Annotated in this window: 15 protein-coding genes; 10 read left to right on the top strand and 5 right to left on the bottom strand. The window is 35.7% G+C overall.

The features are described from left to right. Window positions 1–547: 547 nt before the first annotated feature. The gene (locus ACFO7M_RS10405) at window positions 548–1,828 is read right to left on the bottom strand and encodes a UDP-N-acetylmuramoyl-tripeptide--D-alanyl-D-alanine ligase (protein WP_379735506.1); all 1,281 of its coding nucleotides are present in this window, start codon (window positions 1,826–1,828) and stop codon (window positions 548–550) included. A 65-nt stretch (window positions 1,829–1,893) separates the two neighbouring features. Further along, complete coding sequence (gene gldJ / locus ACFO7M_RS10400) at window positions 1,894–3,642, bottom strand: gliding motility lipoprotein GldJ (RefSeq protein WP_379735504.1); 1,749 nt, start codon at window positions 3,640–3,642, stop codon at window positions 1,894–1,896. A 201-nt stretch (window positions 3,643–3,843) separates the two neighbouring features. Between gldJ and porU the strand changes: the two genes are divergently transcribed. From porU to ACFO7M_RS10355, 9 genes are all read left to right on the top strand, one after another. Then, on the top strand, window positions 3,844–7,674 hold the full coding sequence (porU, locus tag ACFO7M_RS10395; RefSeq protein WP_379735502.1) for a type IX secretion system sortase PorU: 3,831 nt from the start codon (window positions 3,844–3,846) through the stop codon (window positions 7,672–7,674). A gap of 38 nt (window positions 7,675–7,712) precedes the next feature. After that, window positions 7,713–8,885, top strand: a complete 1,173-nt coding sequence (gene porV, locus ACFO7M_RS10390) for a type IX secretion system outer membrane channel protein PorV (RefSeq protein ID WP_379714962.1) — start codon at window positions 7,713–7,715, stop codon at window positions 8,883–8,885. Between the two features lie 70 nt (window positions 8,886–8,955). Beyond that, window positions 8,956–9,438 carry a cytidine deaminase gene (cdd, locus tag ACFO7M_RS10385; protein WP_379714960.1) on the top strand — a complete coding sequence of 161 codons (483 nt, stop codon included), beginning with the start codon at window positions 8,956–8,958 and terminating at the stop codon, window positions 9,436–9,438. A 128-nt stretch (window positions 9,439–9,566) separates the two neighbouring features. Beyond that, window positions 9,567–10,565, top strand: coding sequence for a pyruvate dehydrogenase (acetyl-transferring) E1 component subunit alpha (gene pdhA / locus ACFO7M_RS10380; protein ID WP_379735501.1), 999 nt, complete (start codon window positions 9,567–9,569; stop codon window positions 10,563–10,565). A gap of 3 nt (window positions 10,566–10,568) precedes the next feature. After that, complete coding sequence (locus ACFO7M_RS10375; RefSeq protein WP_379735499.1) at window positions 10,569–12,197, top strand: 2-oxo acid dehydrogenase subunit E2; 1,629 nt, start codon at window positions 10,569–10,571, stop codon at window positions 12,195–12,197. Between the two features lie 75 nt (window positions 12,198–12,272). Next, window positions 12,273–13,211 carry a M28 family metallopeptidase gene (locus ACFO7M_RS10370; protein ID WP_379735497.1) on the top strand — a complete coding sequence of 313 codons (939 nt, stop codon included), beginning with the start codon at window positions 12,273–12,275 and terminating at the stop codon, window positions 13,209–13,211. Further along, the gene (locus tag ACFO7M_RS10365; RefSeq protein ID WP_379735495.1) at window positions 13,201–13,884 is read left to right on the top strand and encodes an SDR family NAD(P)-dependent oxidoreductase; all 684 of its coding nucleotides are present in this window, start codon (window positions 13,201–13,203) and stop codon (window positions 13,882–13,884) included. The genes ACFO7M_RS10370 and ACFO7M_RS10365 overlap by 11 nt, the downstream gene beginning before the upstream one ends. A 1-nt stretch (window position 13,885) precedes the next feature. Next, window positions 13,886–14,485, top strand: coding sequence for a SprT-like domain-containing protein (locus tag ACFO7M_RS10360; RefSeq protein WP_379735493.1), 600 nt, complete (start codon window positions 13,886–13,888; stop codon window positions 14,483–14,485). A gap of 50 nt (window positions 14,486–14,535) precedes the next feature. Beyond that, on the top strand, window positions 14,536–15,597 hold the full coding sequence (locus tag ACFO7M_RS10355; protein ID WP_379714948.1) for a mannose-1-phosphate guanylyltransferase: 1,062 nt from the start codon (window positions 14,536–14,538) through the stop codon (window positions 15,595–15,597). Here ACFO7M_RS10355 and ACFO7M_RS10350 read toward each other — a convergent pair. Together ACFO7M_RS10350 and ACFO7M_RS10345 are read right to left on the bottom strand one after the other, a co-directional pair. Continuing rightward, on the bottom strand, window positions 15,594–16,361 hold the full coding sequence (locus ACFO7M_RS10350) for an ABC transporter ATP-binding protein (protein ID WP_379714946.1): 768 nt from the start codon (window positions 16,359–16,361) through the stop codon (window positions 15,594–15,596). The genes ACFO7M_RS10355 and ACFO7M_RS10350 overlap by 4 nt on opposite strands. Before the next feature lie 2 nt (window positions 16,362–16,363). After that, the gene (locus ACFO7M_RS10345) at window positions 16,364–17,113 is read right to left on the bottom strand and encodes an MlaE family ABC transporter permease (protein WP_379714944.1); all 750 of its coding nucleotides are present in this window, start codon (window positions 17,111–17,113) and stop codon (window positions 16,364–16,366) included. Window positions 17,114–17,412: 299 nt separating this feature from the next. Between ACFO7M_RS10345 and ACFO7M_RS10340 the strand changes: the two genes are divergently transcribed. Further along, window positions 17,413–18,624, top strand: a complete 1,212-nt coding sequence (locus ACFO7M_RS10340; RefSeq protein WP_379714942.1) for a hybrid sensor histidine kinase/response regulator — start codon at window positions 17,413–17,415, stop codon at window positions 18,622–18,624. Window positions 18,625–18,696: 72 nt separating this feature from the next. Here ACFO7M_RS10340 and ACFO7M_RS10335 read toward each other — a convergent pair whose 3' ends face one another. Continuing rightward, the gene (locus ACFO7M_RS10335; protein ID WP_379714940.1) at window positions 18,697–19,545 is read right to left on the bottom strand and encodes a glycosyltransferase family 2 protein; all 849 of its coding nucleotides are present in this window, start codon (window positions 19,543–19,545) and stop codon (window positions 18,697–18,699) included. Window positions 19,546–19,648 lie beyond the last annotated feature (103 nt).

Below are 19,648 nucleotides of genomic sequence, written 5' to 3'. Positions count from 1 at the left end.
ATGGGGATTTTTTTTGTTATAGGTGCAGCGTGTCGCCCTTCGGGCTCGATCCGCTACCTTTCTTTATAAAACCCTATTCAGTTATGAATAGGGTTTTTTAATTATAAAATGTTTTTAAACTAAAAGGTTGTGGGAAATAATAACTTTCTTCTTTGTGAATAGTTTTATGTGTGAGGAAATGTTTAAGAGGTTATTGATTGGCAATAATGACAAAATATTTGGTATAATATTTCTTTTTTAAATATATCCTTAATGCAATAAATATTGCCTTGTATAAGGTTTTTTTTTGGTTCAATTTTAAGAATTAATCTTGTTTGATAATTCGTAATAGCTCTTTTCATGTGATTGCTAAAATTCGAAATTATAAGCTATTCAAATGTCTAGTTTGTGTATGGTGACTATCTGCAAGTTGAATTATATTTCAATTAATGTTTGTGGAATCTTATTTTAACGCATGTTTTTAAGTTTGTGCTTATCAATATGGCTTTGTATTTTGCTTAAACTATGATTGGTTATAAAAAAATCCAGCACTTGCTGGATTAATAAATTATAATAAATCTAAAGTTCTTTCCAAGGCCATACCCCGGGAACCCTTGATCAAAATTGTTGAATTTTGTGGTTTTTTGAGGTAATTTTTATTAAACTCATCAAACGTTTCAAAAAAATGCAAATGGCTGTCTATGGTTTTATTGGAATAAAAATCTTTGCCAATAAAACAAACTTCGATAGTTGTCTCTTTTTGTAGGCTTTCTACAATTTTCTTATGCTCTTCTGAACTTTCTTCTCCTAACTCGAACATGTCGCCTAAAATTGCAATTTTTGAATTGGACTCAAGTTGTATGAAATTTCCTAGTGCGGCACTCATACTTGAAGGATTTGCATTATAGGCATCGAGAATAATATGGTTAGTTCCTTTTTCAATTAATTGAGAGCGATTGTTGGATGGAATATAGGATTCAATTGCATCTTTTATATCGTTTTCGTTAATGTTAAAGTATTTACCGATAGTTATTGCAGCGTTAATATTGTTTGCGTTGTAAATGCCGATAAGATGTGATTGAATTGTTTTGTCTGAAAAATTAATCTTAACTAATGGATTGGCGCTTACAGAAGTGATTACTATGTTGTTGTTTGTTGCACTTCCAAATGTGTATTTTGTAAATTCCGCTGTTTTTTTATTCTGAATAGGATCGTCAGTATTTACAAAAACTGTTTTATTGTTTTCTTTTAAGTAATCATAAAGCTCGCTTTTTCCTTTGATTACACCTTCAACACCACCAAATCCTTCTAGATGCGCTTTTCCGAAATTTGTAATATATCCAAAATCTGGCGCAGTAATTTTGCAAAGTAATTCAATTTCTTTTTGATGATTGGCGCCCATTTCTACAATGCCAATGTCTGTATCTTCATCAAAAGAAAGAAGTGTAAGTGGAACTCCAATATGATTGTTTAGATTTCCTATTGTTGCTTTTGTTCTGTATTTTTTGGAAAGAACGCAATTGATTAATTCTTTGGTGGTGGTTTTGCCATTACTACCGGTTAATGCAATTATTGGTAAACCTAGTTGATTTCTATGGTAATTAGCTAGCTCCTGTAGGGTTTTTAAACTGTCGGTAACCAAAATCATTTTGTCTTGATCCGTAAAGAAGTTTTTATTGTCTAAAATTACAAATTGAGCGCCTTTATTTAGTGCTTCCTGAGCAAATGTATTGGCATCAAAATTTTGTCCTTTAAGAGCAATAAATAGCGAATTTGGTTCAATCTTGCGTGTATCTGTGGAAATAGATTCACACTGTAAAAAACATTGGTAAATTTCTTCTATCTTCATGTGGCGAATTTACTAAAAAAATAAGAGCCCTAAAAATAGGGCTCTTATTTTGTATGAAAGTATTATTAATTTCTTGGTCTTTTCTTGAAATCAGATTTAGGACCAACTCTTGACATTGCACATCTAAAACCAATGTAATCAGTAGCGATGTCTTGGTGGCAGTATCTTCTTGTTGCTGGATCTAACCAGTAAGCTCTATCTCTCCAAGAACCTCCTTTGTAAACCCTTACATCGTTTCCGATTAATGTAGTTCTCTTAACGGATTTGTCGAATTTGCGATCCATTGCTGAAGTTCCACTAACTGTATCTTTAATAGAAGAAACTTTATGGATTGGTGAGTCATACATTCTTTTCTTTTCAGAAAGAGGAGCAGCTCCTTCTTCACTTCCTCCAAAATCAAAGAAACGAGTTGACGACTTGTCTCCATCTCTGAAGTCAATATTGTTGCTTGTAGAGAAGTTTTGTCTTAAGTAAGTTTCTTGTTCGTCAACAGGAACTTGAGCAATTTCTCCTGGCTTGTTGCGAGCAATGATTTTACCATTACTTAACGTGTCGTATTTGATGTTGTCAGAAGTTACGAATTCTACTTTACCTTCTTTGTCGATTTTGTTTTTAGTATAAACGTTTCCACGGAAGTAGTTGAAGTCATTTGCTTCATCATCAACGATAGGTCTGTAAACGTCTTGTACCCACTCAGCAACGTTACCAGCCATGTCATATAAACCGAAATCATTTGGTTTGTATGATTTTACTGCGGCTGTAATATCAGCATTGTCATCAGACCATCCTGCAATTCCTCCGTAATCTCCTTTGCCTTGTTTGAAATTAGCCAATTGATCACCTCTAGTGATTCTGTTTCCAGAACGAGTGTATTGACCTTTCCAAGGATATTTCTTTTGTCCTCTGTAAATGTTGTATTCTCTATTTCCTACGTCAGCAGCAGCTGCATATTCCCATTCAGCTTCAGTTGGAAGTCTGTATTCAGGTAATAAAACACCAGATGTTTTTTGAGCGTATACATTTTTAGGCCCGTCAGCACCTGCAGTAGAAGTTGTATCTGTAGATTCTGCTTTTTTCGCCTTTTTCGACTTTCCAGCAGAACGTCCCATTTGTTTTTGTAAAATAATTTCTTCGTTACCTCCGAAAGAAGTAGAAGGAGAAACTAAGTAAGATTCTGTATTGAAAGTATTGTTGGCATCAACATCAACAACTTTTGCGCCTTTTTTCATGTAGCCTTCTCTTTCAAGAATTGCTTCATTAACACGGTCAGTTCTCCATTTCGCGAACTCGCTTGCTTGAATCCAGTTAACACCTACTACTGGGTATTGAGAATAAGCTGGATGTCTTAAGTAGTTGTTGGTCATAGTTTCATTATAACCTAATCTATTTCTCCAAACTAGAGTGTCCGGTAATGCACCTTCATAGATATGACGATAGTTTGCGTCAGACGGAGGAAAAACTCTTTTTAACCAATCCAAGTACTCCATGTACATGATATTAGTTACCTCTGTTTCGTCCATGTAGAAAGATTGTACGTGTTGTTGAGATGGAGTATTGTTCCAATCGTGCATAACGTCATCTTGTACTTTACCCATGGTAAATGTACCACCTTCAACTAAAATAAGGCCTGGAGCAGTTTCTTGTTTTGTAAAATTGGAGTTGTACTGGAAACCTCCGTTCGGATCATTGATCTTCCATCCTGTTGCTGACGAAGTGTTTTTCGTGCTTGACTTTTTACTACAACTAGTAGTAAAACCTAACAGTACCATCATGGAAAAAAGTACTCTTACTGTCATTGTTTTGTTTACTTTCATACTTTCAGTAGGTAATTATTTTGTGGCGCAATATAATAATTAACCATTAAACTGCAACACTAAATGAATAAATATTTTAAAAAAATCTTAAAATTTTAAACGTTAATATCAGATGATAACGTTATCTTGTTTTTTATATTGTGTAATTGGCTATTTTTACACCTTAAAAATATAAAAGGCTTTATTGCGTTTATTAAAGATATGAAAAAGATTTTATTTTTCCTTTTGTTTTCTTTTTTACAACCTCTTGTTGCACAGGAAAGTGGCAATATTGACTTGTTGTGGAATGATTCTAAGTACGTATTGAATCAAAAGTATCATTATTCGATACCTTATTTTCAAGAAGGAAACTTCCGTTTCGATGAAGCAAAGAAGGTTATCTTGTTCTCTAAAGCTATACCTCTGAACGCTCCGATTGATGAAAATTCTGTTCGAATTTCAAACGTAGTATACGAAACCGTTTCCAATGAGAAAATTGGGGAATTGGATAAGAAATATATTTCTAATGCCATAAATGTTAAAGTAGAAAATGTGAAAGCACGTGATAATTTTTTCGGTGTTATAACTTTTTCTCCTATTATCACTGAAAATGGTAATTTTAAAAGAATAAAATCATTGACGTACATCTTGTCTCCAGATACAAAAAGGAGCAGTTTCTCATCTCGTCAAAGAGCATTTTCGAATTCTGTGTTAAGCAGTGGAACATGGAAAAGGTTTTATGTTGAAAAATCAGGTGTTTATAAATTAACGAAACAATTTCTAAGTGGATTGGGGATTAATACAAATGGGGATCCAAGAAATATTAAGTTGTATGGTAATGGTGGAAAAATGTTGCCATTGTTAAATTCTATTCCTTATCCTGATGATCTTACGGAAAATGCCATTCAATTTGTTGGTGAAGAAGACGGGGTTTTTAATGATACTGATTATATATTGTTTTATGCACAAGGAGTTGAGAATTGGAACGATGAAAGTCAGACCCATACTAATTTGTATGCTTCAAAATCGTATTATTATATCACTTCCTCAGCCAATCCTGGTAAAAGGATTCAACAGTTGGTTGAACCAGTTGGAAGTCCGACTAATACTTACACTACTTTTGATGAATACCAATTTCATGAAGTGGATAATGTTAATATAGTGAAATTGGGTAGAAGATGGTACGGTGAACAGTTTCAAACACAAAATGAACAAACGTTTCCATTTGGTTTTCCTAACTTGGTTCCGTCGACTCCGGTTAATGTTGTAGTTAACGGTGCCGCTGTTGGAGTTGTAGGTACAACATTCAATGTTAAAGTGAATGCACAGGATGTGGGTATTTTGAATTTTAGTGCAATCAATCCTGAAGGTCCGGTTTTCGCTTCTTCAAGTACGAACACTTTTACGGCTAATCCTGCTCCTGGAACTATTTCAGTAACTATTAAATATAATAATGGAGGGGTGCCAAGTGCTAACGCCTACCTTGATTTTATTAAAGTTAACGGGAAGTCTTTTTTGAAAGGCTTTGGAAAACAATTTAGTTTTAAAGTTGATGAAGTTGAGGCTAATGTTGGTATTTGTGAATACCAGATCAGTAACGCGACAGCTATTAGTCAGGTTTGGGATGTAACTGATATATATAACGTTACCGCAAAAGCCAACGCTGCCCAAAGTCAGTTCTCTGTTTTGGCTACCATGGGAGAGGAAAGAAACTATGTGGCAATCGATAATGCGGATTTTTACACACCGTTGCGTGACTCAGATACTACTGTAGCCAATCAGGATTTAAAAGGAGATGTGTTTAAAGATAACCAAGGTAATTTTCAAAATGTTGATTATGTCATAGTAACACCGCAATCTTTGCTTACACAGGCTGAAAGATTAGCTGCTTTTCATGTGAATAAAAATCAATTAAAGGTAAAAGTGGTTACGTTAGAAAAACTATACCATGAATTTTCTTCAGGAAAGCAAGATATTGGAGCAATACGAAATTTTGTGAAGTATGTATATGAAAATGCTACTACACCACAAAATCGTATTAAATATTTGTGCTTGTTCGGAGATGCTTCTTTTGATTTTAAAAACCGAATTAGTGGCAATACGAACATTGTTCCTATTTTTCATGCTTTGGATAGTTTTTCTGTTATCTCTTCATTTATATCCGATGATTATTTCGGGATGATGGATGATAATGAAGGACGTATGTTGTCATCGCAAAGTTTGGATATTGCAGTGGGACGAATTTTGGCGTCAAATTTGAGTCAGGCCGAACAAATGGTAACGAAAGTTATTGATTATTATGACGAGAAGTCCTATGGAAAATGGAGAAATAATTTAGTTTTCGTTTCAGACGATCTTGATAAAGTAAGTGATGCTTCGTTGCAATCTGTGGTAGATAATATGGCCAATACAATTACGGCGAACAAACCTTTTTTAAATGCTAAAAAAATCCATTCGGATGCATATGTTCAAGAAACTACTTCGGGAGGCCAAAAATATCCCAAAGCTAAAGAGGAATTTATTGATTCCTTTGCGCAGGGAGCATTGTTTTTTGATTATTTGGGTCATGGTGGTGAAGATGGATTGGCTCAAGAACGTTTGTTTGAAATCGTAGATGCTCAGAATCTCAATAATAAATATAAGTATCCACTTTTTATTACGGTGACTTGTGAATTTACTCGTTTTGATAATCCTCTGCGAAAAACTGCGGGTGAATATACCTATTGGAATCCTAAAGGAGGAGCGGTTTCAATGGTGACTACTACAAGACAAATTGGACAAAATACCGGGGAAAGTTTTAATCAGAGATTTGCAGAGTATTTATTTGCTTATGGATCGAATAATTATGTTTCGATTGCGGAAGCTGTCAGACTTACAAAAGTAAATATGATGAATTCCGGAAATAATGTGGTGTTTTATATTGGAGATCCTGCGCTAAAATTAGCAATTCCTAAACCAAAAATCAGATTGACTAAAATTAATGATGTTCCAATTGCTTCGGTAACAGAGCCACTAAGAGCATTGAGTGTTGTAAAGTTTTCGGGTGAAGTGAGCGATGAATTTGATGCGCTTTTGTCCGATTATAATGGTGCTTTGTCTGTAAATATTTTTGATAAGGAAATTGATCGAACTACTCTAGGAAATGACGGAACGATGGTTGGTGGGGTAGTGTATAAAATGAATTTCAAAACTTTGGGAGAGACAATTTTTAGAGGAAATGCTTCAATCAGAAATGGCTTGTTTGAATTTACTTTTGTGGTGCCTAGAGATATCAGAATTACTGAAGGGAATGGTAAAGTTAGTTTTTATGCTAAAAAAACGAATGTGTTAGAAGATCAAACAGGTTATGATACATCAATTAGAATAGGTGGATTGAATACCAATGCGGCAGTTGATAATACACCGCCAAGGGTGCGTTTATATATGAATGATGAGTCTTTTGTGTCGGGAGGAATTACAAATGAATCTCCTTTGTTTTTGGCATTTTTGGAAGATGAAAACGGGATTAATACCGCTAGTGGTATCGGTCATGATATTGTGGCCTATTTGGATGGTGATGAAACAAAACCGTATGTGTTGAATGATTATTATGAAACCGAATTGGATGATTATACTAAAGGAAAATTGCGATTCCCGTTTCAGAATTTGACACCGGGTTTGCATACGTTAACTTTTAAAGCATGGGATGTGTACAATAATTTGATTACATCTGAGTTACAGTTTATAGTGGTTGATGATGATAATTTGGTTTTGAAAAATGTTTTGAATTATCCAAATCCGTTTGTCAGTCACACTGAGTTTTGGTTTACACACAACAAACCTTTCGAGCCGTTGGATGTTCAGGTACAGGTGTTGACTATAAGTGGTAAAGTGGTTTGGAGTAAAAATCAAACCGTTACTACCGAAGGTTTTACGTCAAGAGATATCACCTGGGACGGAAGGGATGATTTCGGTGATAAAATTGGTAAAGGAGTTTATGTCTATAAATTGACAGTCAAATCTACCTTGACCAACAAAAAAGCCGAAAAATTTGAGAAATTAGTGATACTTTAATAAAAAGTATATATTTGTTGAATATTTTGAAAAATATAATGAAAAAACTAATCTTACTTTTTACTGGGTTGGTAGCATCTACGACTGTTTTTGCCCAGAATGAAAGACCAATTACAACTGGGGTACCCTTTTTATTGATTGCAGCCGATGCCCGCTCAGCAGGTATGGGTGATATCGGAGTTGCAACATCTCCTGATGCCTTTTCACAACAATTTAATCCTGCTAAATATGCTTTTTCACTTAAGAAAAGCGGTTTTTCAGTGAGTTATACTCCCTATTTGACAGATTTGGTGAATGATATTTCATTAAGTCAGGTGACTTATTTTAATCGTTTCAACGAACGTAGTGCTTTTGCAGGAAGTTTGAGATATTTTGGTTTGGGTGATATCGAGTTGACCGATCAAAACGGTACAACTACTGGTTCAGTAAAACCAAATGAGTTGGCATTCGACTTGTCATATTCATTACAGTTGAGTGATAATTTTTCCATGGGGGTAGCCGGTAGATATATTCGTTCAAACCTAAGAATTGCGTCGTCGTCAGGTGATGCTTCTGCAGCAAATACTTTTGCTGTGGATGTTGCTGGATATTACGAATCAGCTGAAATTGCATACAATGATTTTAATGGTCGTTGGAGAGCAGGTTTCAATTTGCAAAATTTAGGTCCTAAAATTTCTTACGACGGAGATGTGGAAAGAAGTTCAAACTTTTTGCCTTCAAATCTACGTTTGGGTGGAGGTTTTGATTTTATCTTTGATGAATACAATAAAGTAACTACAAATCTTGAATTCACAAAGTTATTAGTGCCAACGCCTCAAGTTGTTACTGATGCTAATGGTGACGGTTTTATAGATGGGCCGGAATATCAGGCTGCAGCAGATGCTTACAATAATGTTGGATGGGTTTCTGGGATTTTTAAATCATTCGGTGATGCACCCGATGGTTTTAAAGAAGAATTAAAGGAGTTAACGTATTCTGCAGGTTTGGAATATTGGTATCAAGATTCATTTGCATTGAGAGCTGGGTATTTTAATGAAAGTAAAGATAAAGGTGCTAGAAAGTTTGCAACTTTGGGAGCAGGATTCAAATACAATGCAATCAAATTGGATGCTTCTTATTTGTTTTCAATGTCAAGAGTTAAAAATCCATTAGAAAATACATTGCGTTTTTCATTAACATTCAACTTTGGTGATGATTACGAACAATATTAATTAGAATTAATAATTAAATGCAAATCCAAATTTCTTTATTGAAATTTGGATTTTTTTTCCCTTATAAAGTATGAAAGAAATTAAAATTGACACAAAAATCTTAGTATTTCATTCACTGGAGGAACTTTTTAGTGAAGACCAAGATTTAATGAAGAGAGCGATTGAAGTAAGGAAAAATGCCTATGCCCCTTATTCGAAATTTAAAGTAGGCGCAGCGTTGTTGTTGGATAACGGTGAGATCGTGGTAGGTTCCAATCAGGAAAATGCAGCATATCCATCAGGTTTATGTGCTGAGCGTGTGGCAATTTTTCAAGCAGGCGCAGTTTATCCGAATGCTAAAATTGTAAAAATGGCGATTACAGCAGGCGCAACAGAAAATGTTACGACCAAGCCAATACCTCCTTGCGGAGCATGCCGTCAGTCTATTTATGAATATGAATTTAGACAGGATGCTCCAATCGAAATATTTTTTATGGGAGAAACAGGAGAAGTTTATAAATCGGATTCCATCCAAAATTTATTACCCCTGACATTTGATAAAAACTATTTGTAATCAACAAAAATAACGCTGTAAATTTTAGTAATTATTTGGAATGTCTTACTTTTGCTCTTCGCAAATTTGTGTGAGGTCAATTTTTTGCGTCCTTTAAAATAATTACACACAATACTTTACTAAGTCACATGAAAGAAGTAACAAAAGAAGTTTTATTGAAGTGGTATGAAGACATGCTTTTCTGGAGAAAATTCGAAGATAAGCTGGCAGCCCTTTACATTCAACAAAAGGTTAGAGGTTTTTTACATTTATATAACGGACAAGAAGCCGTTTTAGCCGGAGCATTACATGCAATGGATTTGTCAAAAGATAAAATGATTACGGCTTACCGTAACCACGTGCAACCTATCGGTATGGGAACTGATCCGAAAAGGGTAATGGCAGAATTACTTGGAAAAGTAACCGGAACTTCAAAAGGGATGGGTGGTTCTATGCATATTTTTGATAAAGAGCATGGTTTTTATGGTGGTCACGGTATTGTTGGTGCACAAATCCCAGTAGGTGCCGGTATCGCTTTTGCAGATAAATACTTTGAAACTGGAGGAGTTACCTTGACTTATTTTGGTGACGGAGCTGCTCGTCAAGGATCGTTGCACGAAGCCTTCAATATGGCTATGAATTGGAAATTACCGGTAGTTTTTATAGTTGAAAACAATGGTTATGCCATGGGAACTTCTGTAGAAAGAACCGCTAACCATACAGACATTTGGAAGTTAGGTTTAGGATATGAAATGCCATGTGGGCCTGTTGATGGGATGAACCCTATCAAAGTAGCTGAAGCAATGCAGGAAGCTATTGACAGAGCACGTCGTGGAGACGGACCAACGTTCCTTGAAATGAAAACGTACCGTTACAGGGGCCATTCAATGTCGGATGCACAATTATACAGAACCAAAGAAGAAGTGGAAGAATACAAAAAAATCGACCCAATTACTCAGGTTTTAGATATGATTAAAGAAAACAACTATGCTACAGATGCTGAAATCGAGGTGATCGATCAGAGAGTTGCTGATTTGGTAACTGAATGTGAGAAATTCGCAGACGAATCTCCTTTCCCTGATCCGCAACAGTTGTATGATGTAGTATACGAACAAGAAAATTATCCATTCATCCCTCATAGATTATAAATTATGGCAACAGTAATTACAATGCCGCGCTTGAGCGATACCATGACGGAAGGAACCGTTGCAACATGGCTTAAAAAAGTGGGTGATACAATTAAAGAAGGAGATATTCTTGCTGAAATTGAAACAGACAAAGCGACCATGGAGTTTGAGTCTTTTAATGCAGGAACTTTATTGCATATCGGAATCGAAGCGGGCCAATCAGCGCCGGTAGATTCATTGTTGGCTATTATAGGTAAAGAAGGAGAAGATATTTCTGCTTTGTTAAAAGGTGGTTCAGCACCAAAAGCCGAAGAGCCAGCACCAAAAGATGAAGAAAAACCAGCTACTGCTACTGCAGCACCAGTTGCAGAATTACCAGCAGGTGTTAAAGTGGTTACAATGCCTCGTTTGAGTGATACCATGACTACAGGAACTGTAGCAACTTGGTTGAAAAAAGTGGGCGATGCAGTAAAAGAAGGAGATATTCTTGCTGAAATTGAAACAGATAAAGCAACAATGGAATTTGAATCATTCAATGCGGGTACTTTATTGTACATTGGAATTGAAGAAGGTGGTTCGGCTCCAGTTGACAGTATATTAGCAATTTTAGGTCCGGCCGGAACAGATGTTTCAGGGATTGTTGCTAATTTTAAAGTAGGTGGTTCAATTGAAACTCCAAAAGTTGAAGAAAATAAAGTAGCTACTACTGCTGCTGCTTCTACTCCAGTTGCAACTCCTGTTGCTAATGCTTCAGGTAGAATTTTTGCTTCTCCGTTGGCTAAAAAAATTGCTCAGGAAAAAGGAATTAATTTAGCCCAGGTAAATGGTTCCGGAGAAAATGGAAGAATTACTAAAGCAGATGTGGAGAATTTTGTTCCTGGAACTGCTACTGCAGCTTCAACTCCTGCTCAAGCAGTTGCTCAGGCTACTTCAGCAGTTGCAGCTGTTAAACCATTTGTTCCAGCTGGTGAAGTATTCCAAGAAGAAGTGAAAAATTCACAAATGCGCAAAGTAATTGCTAAGCGTTTGTCAGAATCTAAATTTACGGCTCCTCATTACTATTTGACTATCGAGTTGGATATGGATAATGCAATTGCTTCACGTAATATGATTAACGGTTTGCCTGAAACTAAAGTGTCATTTAACGATATGGTAATCAAAGCATCGGCTATGGCATTGAAAAAGCACCCACAAGTGAATTCTCAATGGAAAGAAGAGGCTATGATTATTAATCACCATGTAAATATTGGTGTAGCTGTAGCTGTTGAAGATGGATTGGTTGTTCCTGTGTTGAAATTCACAGATCAAATGACATTGACACAAATTGGTGCTACTGTAAAAGATATGGCTGGTAGAGCAAAAGTGAAAAAAATTCAACCAAATGAGATGGAAGGAAGTACTTTTACCATTTCTAACTTGGGGATGTTCGGAATCCAGTCTTTTACCTCGATTATCAATCAACCGAACTCGGCTATTTTATCAGTAGGAGCTATCGTTGAAAAGCCTGTTGTTAAAAATGGTCAGATTGTTGTAGGTAATACCATGACTGTGACTTTGGCATGTGACCACAGAACGGTTGATGGTGCTACAGGTGCACAATTTCTTCAAACATTCAAAGCCTTTATGGAAAATCCGGTTACAATGTTAGCCTAATTAAAATATTTTTGCATTCAAAAAGTCCCGATTCGTCGGGATTTTTTATTTTTACATATCTCAAACTAATAATCAATGCGCTATCTCTTCATTATTTCTGCACTTTTTTCGCTGAATCTTTCCTGTGCACAATCGGAAAATAATTTATCTTCCGAAGAAAGTATTACTAAAACTCTTTCTTTTTTGACATCGGATGCGAATAAAGGTAGAGAACCAGGTACGCCAGAAATGGAAAATGTCATGGCTTTTCTGGAACAGATTTACAAAGAAAACAATGTCAAGCCTTACTATGCAACCTATAGAGATAAGTTGACTAATTTCGATAAACCGGCTTTTAATATCGTAGGTGTTATTGAAGGAACGGATCCAAAATTGAAAAACGAGTATGTAGTAATCGGTGCACATTATGATCATATTGGTACAGCAAGTGAGGTTGAAGGTGATATTATAGCCAATGGAGCTAATGATAATGCCGTTGGTACAACTGCTGTAACAGAGTTGGTAAGGTATTTCGGGAAAAACAGGAACAATAAACGTTCTATTGTTTTAGCCTTGTTCACAGCGGAGGAAAAAGGATTGCTGGGATCCAGACATTTGGCTCAGAATATGAAAAAGGACGGGGTTGATGTGTATTTTATGTTCAATTTTGAAATGATTGGCGTTCCAATGAAAGATAAAGACATGTTGGTTTACATGACTGGTATCACCAAATCCAATATGGCCAAAAGAATGAATGAATATGCGGGTGAAAAATGGATTGGTTACTTACCCGCTGAATCACATTACCAATTGTTTAAAGCGTCAGATAATTATCCATTTTACCAAGAGTATAATATTCCATCTCATACGATTTCAACCTTCGATTTTGAAAACTATGATTTTTACCATCACGCAGATGATGAATTCGAAAAAATGGATGTGAAACATATGAAGAAAGTAATCAATATTTGTATTCCTGTTTTGGAGAAAATGATTAATGCGCCTCAAAAAGAAATTCAATTAGATGGAAAATAAAAATATTATTATCACGGGAACTTCTCGTGGAATTGGTTATGAATTAGCACTTTTGTTTGCGAACGCAGGACATCAGGTTCTGGCAATTTCAAGAAAAACGCCACAGGCATTAATTGAAAATTCAAATATTACCTGTTTGTCTATCGATTTGTCTATTGAAGAGGATTTAAAAAAAGTTGAAAATTTCATTGAACATACTTGGAAGAAAGTAGATGTTCTAATTCATAATGCTGGTTCGTTATTGTTAAAGCCCTTTGATCAGATTTCAGGTGAGGAATTCGAAAATATCTATAAAGTAAATGTTTTTGGAGTAGCTAATTTAACTCGTGTTTGTATTCCGTATTTGCAGAAAGGGAGCCATGTAGTGACTATTAGTTCTATGGGTGGAATTCAAGGAAGTATGAAGTTTGCCGGATTAGCAGCTTATAGTTCCAGTAAAGGGGCGGTGATTACTTTGTCAGAATTATTGGCAGAGGAATATAAGGAGAGAGGAATTGCTTTTAATGTATTGGCATTGGGTGCGGTACAAACCGAAATGCTACAGGAAGCATTCCCAGGATATGAAGCTCCAATATCTGCTGCAGGAATGGCGGATTATATTTTTAATTTTGCTTTGACCGGGAATCAATATTTCAACGGAAAAATACTTCAGGTTTCATCAACTACACCTTAAATTGAGCGATGTTTTATTAAAATATCTACCGGAACATGCTGTTCCCATGTGTTTTGAATTAATCAGAACCCATCATGTGCATCTTAAAATTGTCAATGAACGATTAACTCGACATGGGGATTATAGAAAGGATGCTCAGGGTTATCATCTGATTACAGTCAATGCCAGTTTGAACAAATACCGTTTCCTAATTACTTTAGTTCATGAGATTGCCCATTTGGTGGCTTTTGAAAAATACGGTCGATTGATAAAACCACATGGAGATGAATGGAAACTGACGTTTCAACGTTTGATGGTACCTTTCATTCGTCCGGAAATTTTTCCGAATCAGTTATTGCCTTTAATTGCAAGACATTTCAGAAATCCGAAAGCGAGTAGTGATACCGATGCTACTTTGGCTTTGGCTTTAAAACAATTCGATCCCGAGAATGACAAGAATTATGTTTTCGAAATTCCCTATGGAAGTAAATTCAGAATCCATAATGGGAAAATATTTAAAAAAGTGGCTCTACGGACTAAGCGTATAGAATGTATGGAAATTGCCACCGGGAAAATTTATTTGTTTAATCCGAATGCGGAAGTGGAGTTACTGCCTAGTTAAATAGAATTCTTTGTAACTTTGCCGATTCGTTACTTCGTAACTTTTAAACTATGAACAAGAATTATTATGCTATAATTATGGCCGGAGGGGTAGGTTCCCGTTTTTGGCCGGTAAGTACAACCGAGTTCCCAAAACAGTTTCATGATATGTTGGGTACAGGTGAAACGTTAATTCAAAAAACGTTTTCCCGCTTATCTCAGATCATACCAAAAGAGAATATTTTAATCCTGACTCACGAGAGTTATAACGATATTGTCTTGGAGCAATTGCCAATGGTGCAACAAGAGCAAATTGTTCTGGAGCCAGCTATGCGTAACACGGCCCCATGTATTTTGTACGCATCGTTAAAAATCAAGAAACAAAACCCAGATGCGGTAATGGTTGTGGCGCCTTCTGATCATTGGATTGAAGACGAAGTGCAATTTTGTAGAAATCTTCAGCACGCTTTTGATTTCTGTGATAGAGACGAAAATTTAATGACCTTGGGTATTTTGCCCACTTTCCCTAATACGGGTTATGGTTATATCGAATTCGATAAGTTGGATTCACGTCCCGTTAAAAAGGTGAAACAGTTCCGTGAAAAACCGGATTATGCCACAGCACGCAAATTCATTCAAAGTAGAAACTTTTTGTGGAATGCAGGTATTTTTGTTTGGAGTGCCAAATCAGTGCTAAAAGCCTTTGAAACCTTTCAGCCTTCTATGTATGCTCATTTTATGAATGGCTATGAAGTGTTAAATACGGATAAAGAAAATGCGTTTATACAAGACAATTATCCTTTAGCTCAGAATATATCTGTGGATTACGCCATTTTAGAAAAAGCACAGAATGTGTTTGTACTCCCGGCGACTTTTGATTGGAATGATTTAGGAACTTGGGGTTCTTTGTACGATAAATTGCCAAAAGACGAGCAAGATAATGCAGTAGTTAATGCTACTGTGTTTTTAGAGAATGCATCCAATAATATTATCCGGACCGAAGGTAAGAAATTAGTGGTAATCGATGGTTTGACGGATTATATTGTGGTAGACAAAGACGATGTACTTTTGATTTATCCCAAAAATAAAGAACAAGATATTAAAGCCGTTGTAGGGAAATTGAAGGAACGTTAAATTCCTTCCTTCAATACGGCTTCCCTTACTTTTTTGAACAATTCAGATGAATATACAAAATCGGTAACGGCTTCGTTATCGGTTTTGAAAATCTGAGTTTTATCTCCCTCCCAAGCTTTTAATCCATTTTTTAAGAATACAATCTTGTCGCCAATTTCCATCACCGAGTTCATATCGTGTGTGTTAATAACGGTGGTAATGTTATATTCCTTAGTAATTTCCTGAATCAGATTGTCAATAACGATGGCCGTTTTGGGATCCAATCCTGAATTGGGTTCGTCACAAAATAAATATTTGGGATTATTAACGATAGCTCTAGCAATTGCGACACGTTTTTGCATACCTCCTGAAATTTCTGAAGGCTTTTTAGTATGGGCATTGATTAAGTTCACTCTGTCAATAACAAAGTCAACCCTTTCTTTAATTTCTTTTTTGGTTTTATCGGTAAACATTTTCAAAGGAAAACCAATATTCTCTTCCACAGTCATCGAATCAAACAACGCGCTCCCTTGAAATACCATTCCGATTTCAGTTCTTAGCTCACGTCTTTCATCATCTCTCATTTCCGAGTAAATGCGGCCGTCAAATGAAATGGTTCCGCTATCTACATGATGAATTCCCAATAATGATTTTAAAAAAACCGTCTTACCTGAGCCAGATTGTCCAATGATTAAATTGGTTTTTCCTGCTTCTAACGTAGTAGAAATTCCTTTTAGGACCATTTGGTCTCCGAATGATTTCTTAATGTCTTTTACTTCAATCATAATTATTTCGCTAAAAGGAGTTGCGTTAAAATATAGTTACATAAAATAATCACTACAGATGTCCAAACGAAGGATACTGTACTTGCTTTACCTACTTCCAAAGCACCACCTTTCATATAGTAGCCATGAAAAGAAGGAATGGTTGCGAGTAAAAACGCAAAAACAAAGGTTTTGATGAATGCATAGGTTACGTGAAATGGAATGAATTCAACTTGAATTCCGTTGATGAATTCATCTGCAGATGTAAAACCACCATAAACAGCAGCCATCCATCCTCCTAGGACTCCTAAAAACATACTGATACCAATTACGAATGGATACAACAATAAAGCCATTAATTTAGGAAAAACTAAGTAGTTCAATGAGTTAACACCCATAACTTCCAATGCGTCAATTTGTTCTGTAACCCTCATAGTTCCAATACTAGAGGTTATGAATGATCCCATTTTTCCTGCCATAATGATGGAAATGAATGTAGGGGCAAATTCTAAAATTACCGATTGTCTGGTCGCAAAACCAATCAAGTATTTTGGAATCAATGGATTGGTAAGATTTAACGCGGTCTGAATGGCTACAACCCCACCTACGAAAAACGAAATGAAACAAACAATTCCTAGTGAGTCGATAACTAAATCATCCACTTCCTTGAAAATCAATTGGCGCATCATAGACCATTTGGTGGGTTTTTTGAAGATTTCGCGAAGCATGATAAAATACCTCCCAATTTGTGATAAATATCTAACGAGCATCATAGGCTTAAAAATAATAGCGAAAATACGAAAATTGTCAGGAGTAGGATAGTGCTTCCGAATTATTTTAAGTTGTAGGCCTGATATTTGAAAACAGAGTGAAGGTTTGAAATAAATTTATGGTTTTGGATAGTTTAACATAAAATTGGGTAAAGATTTTGATAAAACGTTTTTTTTTCTTTTTTAAAACTGTAACTTTATGATATTCAAATAATTAAAAAATTTAAAAACATTTACATCCCATTGAACTTGTTTGAATTAGCCCCATGATAAATGAAAGTGTTAATTTAAAAACAGAGTATATGGAAACAAATAAATCCTCCTATGATGCGATTGAGAGTCGGATGGCGCATTTAAAAGAAAAGCTCATGGGTTTGTCCTTATTGTTGAATGATACTGATAAAGAGGCAAAGATTGTTTTAAATAGTTTGAATCTGGAAAATCCGGGTGGTTATCCACCTCAAAGTCCTGAAATGGTAGTGTCTTTTTTGAATAAAATCAAAGGTCCATTAGATACGGTCGTTGGTTTGTCTAATTTGTTATGTACTGCTTCTTTGGATGTGGAGGAGAAAAATAACTTTGCCGAGATTATTACCAATTGTTCCAATGAACTCCACGGACTTTTTGCCGAATTCACAAGTTACCATTCTTTCGAATCCGAAAATGAATCGGTTCATACCCAAAGCGTATCCTTAAATGAACTGCTTGATGATTTGAAAATTAAGTTTGTAGATCAGGTGTTTTATAAAGGGCTGAACTTGCGTTCTTTTAAAGGGTTGGCAGATGATGAAGATACCGTGATGCTTGATAAAGAAAAGATAACTCGTGTTTTTACCAGTTTGCTTCACAATTCGTTGAAATTTACCAATAAAGGCTTTATAGAAATGGGATACCGCTTGGTTAAGGATGAATTAAAATTTTATGTTCGAGATAGTGGTATTGGTCTTAATAGCAGTAGTAAGGAAAAATTGTTGAGTAATACAGGAGATGTTGGCTTAGGTCTTTCAACCGTAAAACGATATGTCGAGTTGATGGGAGGCGATTTAAAAGTAGAATCGGAAGTAGGTGCGGGAACCGTTTTCTATTTTAAGGTGCCTTATGTGCCGTCAACAATAGATGAATTGGCAGTTCAAGAAAAGAAAAAAATTAAAGTACTGATTGCCGAAGATGAAGAAATCAGTTTCATGCTACTTAAAAAATTATTGGAAAAAGGAGATGTAGAAATTATTCGGGCTAAAAATGGGGAAGAAGCTTATGAGATTTACAAAGAAAACCCAGATATCAATTTAATTCTGATGGATCTTCGTATGCCACAAGTTGATGGTTATACCGCGGCACAACTCATTAAAAATGAAGCGCCCGAGATTCCTATTATCGCGCAATCTTCCTATGCGTTTAAAGAAAATAAAGAAAATTACAATAAAGCGTTCAATGGCTATTTATCGAAACCGGTGAACAAAAAAGAATTTGAATCGGTTGTAAATAAATATATCGATGTGGCTTTTCTAAACTAAAAATAGAATCTTATTTAACGTAACGGTCATCCTGGAAGTATATATTTTAGGATGATTTGTTTTTTGTCAAATTTAAAAAAGTTTCGCCTTCATTTTTTTCCAGCGATAGGCTCTGACAAATTTGGCTTGTTCTGGAGTTACCAGCATCGTTTTGTTTTCGGCTTTGGCTTTCCAGAAACCTTTGATATAATCCAGGAACAATAAAGGTTTTCCTTTTCGCATGGCCAGTTTTAAAGATGCGACTGCAGTAATGAAAAAACCATAGCCCAGGGTATAGAATGCCTCGCCTTGTTTGTATCGTGCTGTTTTGTTGTAGTTGGCTCCCGTAGGTTTCAAGTGTTTTACTTTCAAAGTTTCGTCGGTAACCACTTTCCAATTGTAATATTTACTCAACAATTCATCTACCGTATCCCAGCCCATAGCGGGTTTCAATCCGCCAATTTGATGGAAGGTTGCTTTTCGATATGCCTTGAATGCACCGCGAATATGATCTTTATCGGTTAAATTTTCTAAAATCCACTCGCCCTCTTTTTCGATGTATGCAAATCCACCTACCATGCCAATAGTAGGATCGCTCTCAAAATGCTGTATAATTGTTTCGAAATAATGGGGAGGAAAAATTAAATCCGAATCACCTTTGATCATGATGTCATACTCTTCGTCCAAAGTAGCAAGTCCAGCTTGAAAAGCTTGTATCACTTTACTGCCTGGCAAATGAATGGCGTCCGATTGTTTATGTACCAATGAAATCCATGGGTATTTTTCGATATAGGATTGCACTATCGGACCAGTTTGATCCGTAGAATTATCATTAACAATGACCGCTTTTTTGGGTAAAACGGTTTGGTTGATCAAAGAATCAAGTGTTAATCCTATAAACTTTTCTTCGTTGTGTGCGGGTATGACGATGTAATAGTTCATTTTTCAGTATAATGACTACAAACGTACATAAATTTTAAGAAATAAATTTTAACTAAAGTGTCGGATAATACCAGAAATTAATCCCTTTCAAAGCGGAAATATC

The sequence above is a fragment of the Flavobacterium sp. GCM10023249 genome, from assembly GCF_042653365.1.
Taxonomy (GTDB): domain Bacteria; phylum Bacteroidota; class Bacteroidia; order Flavobacteriales; family Flavobacteriaceae; genus Flavobacterium.
The sequence above is the reverse complement of the archived record's forward strand: the minus strand, read 5'-3'. Positions and strand labels throughout refer to the sequence as shown.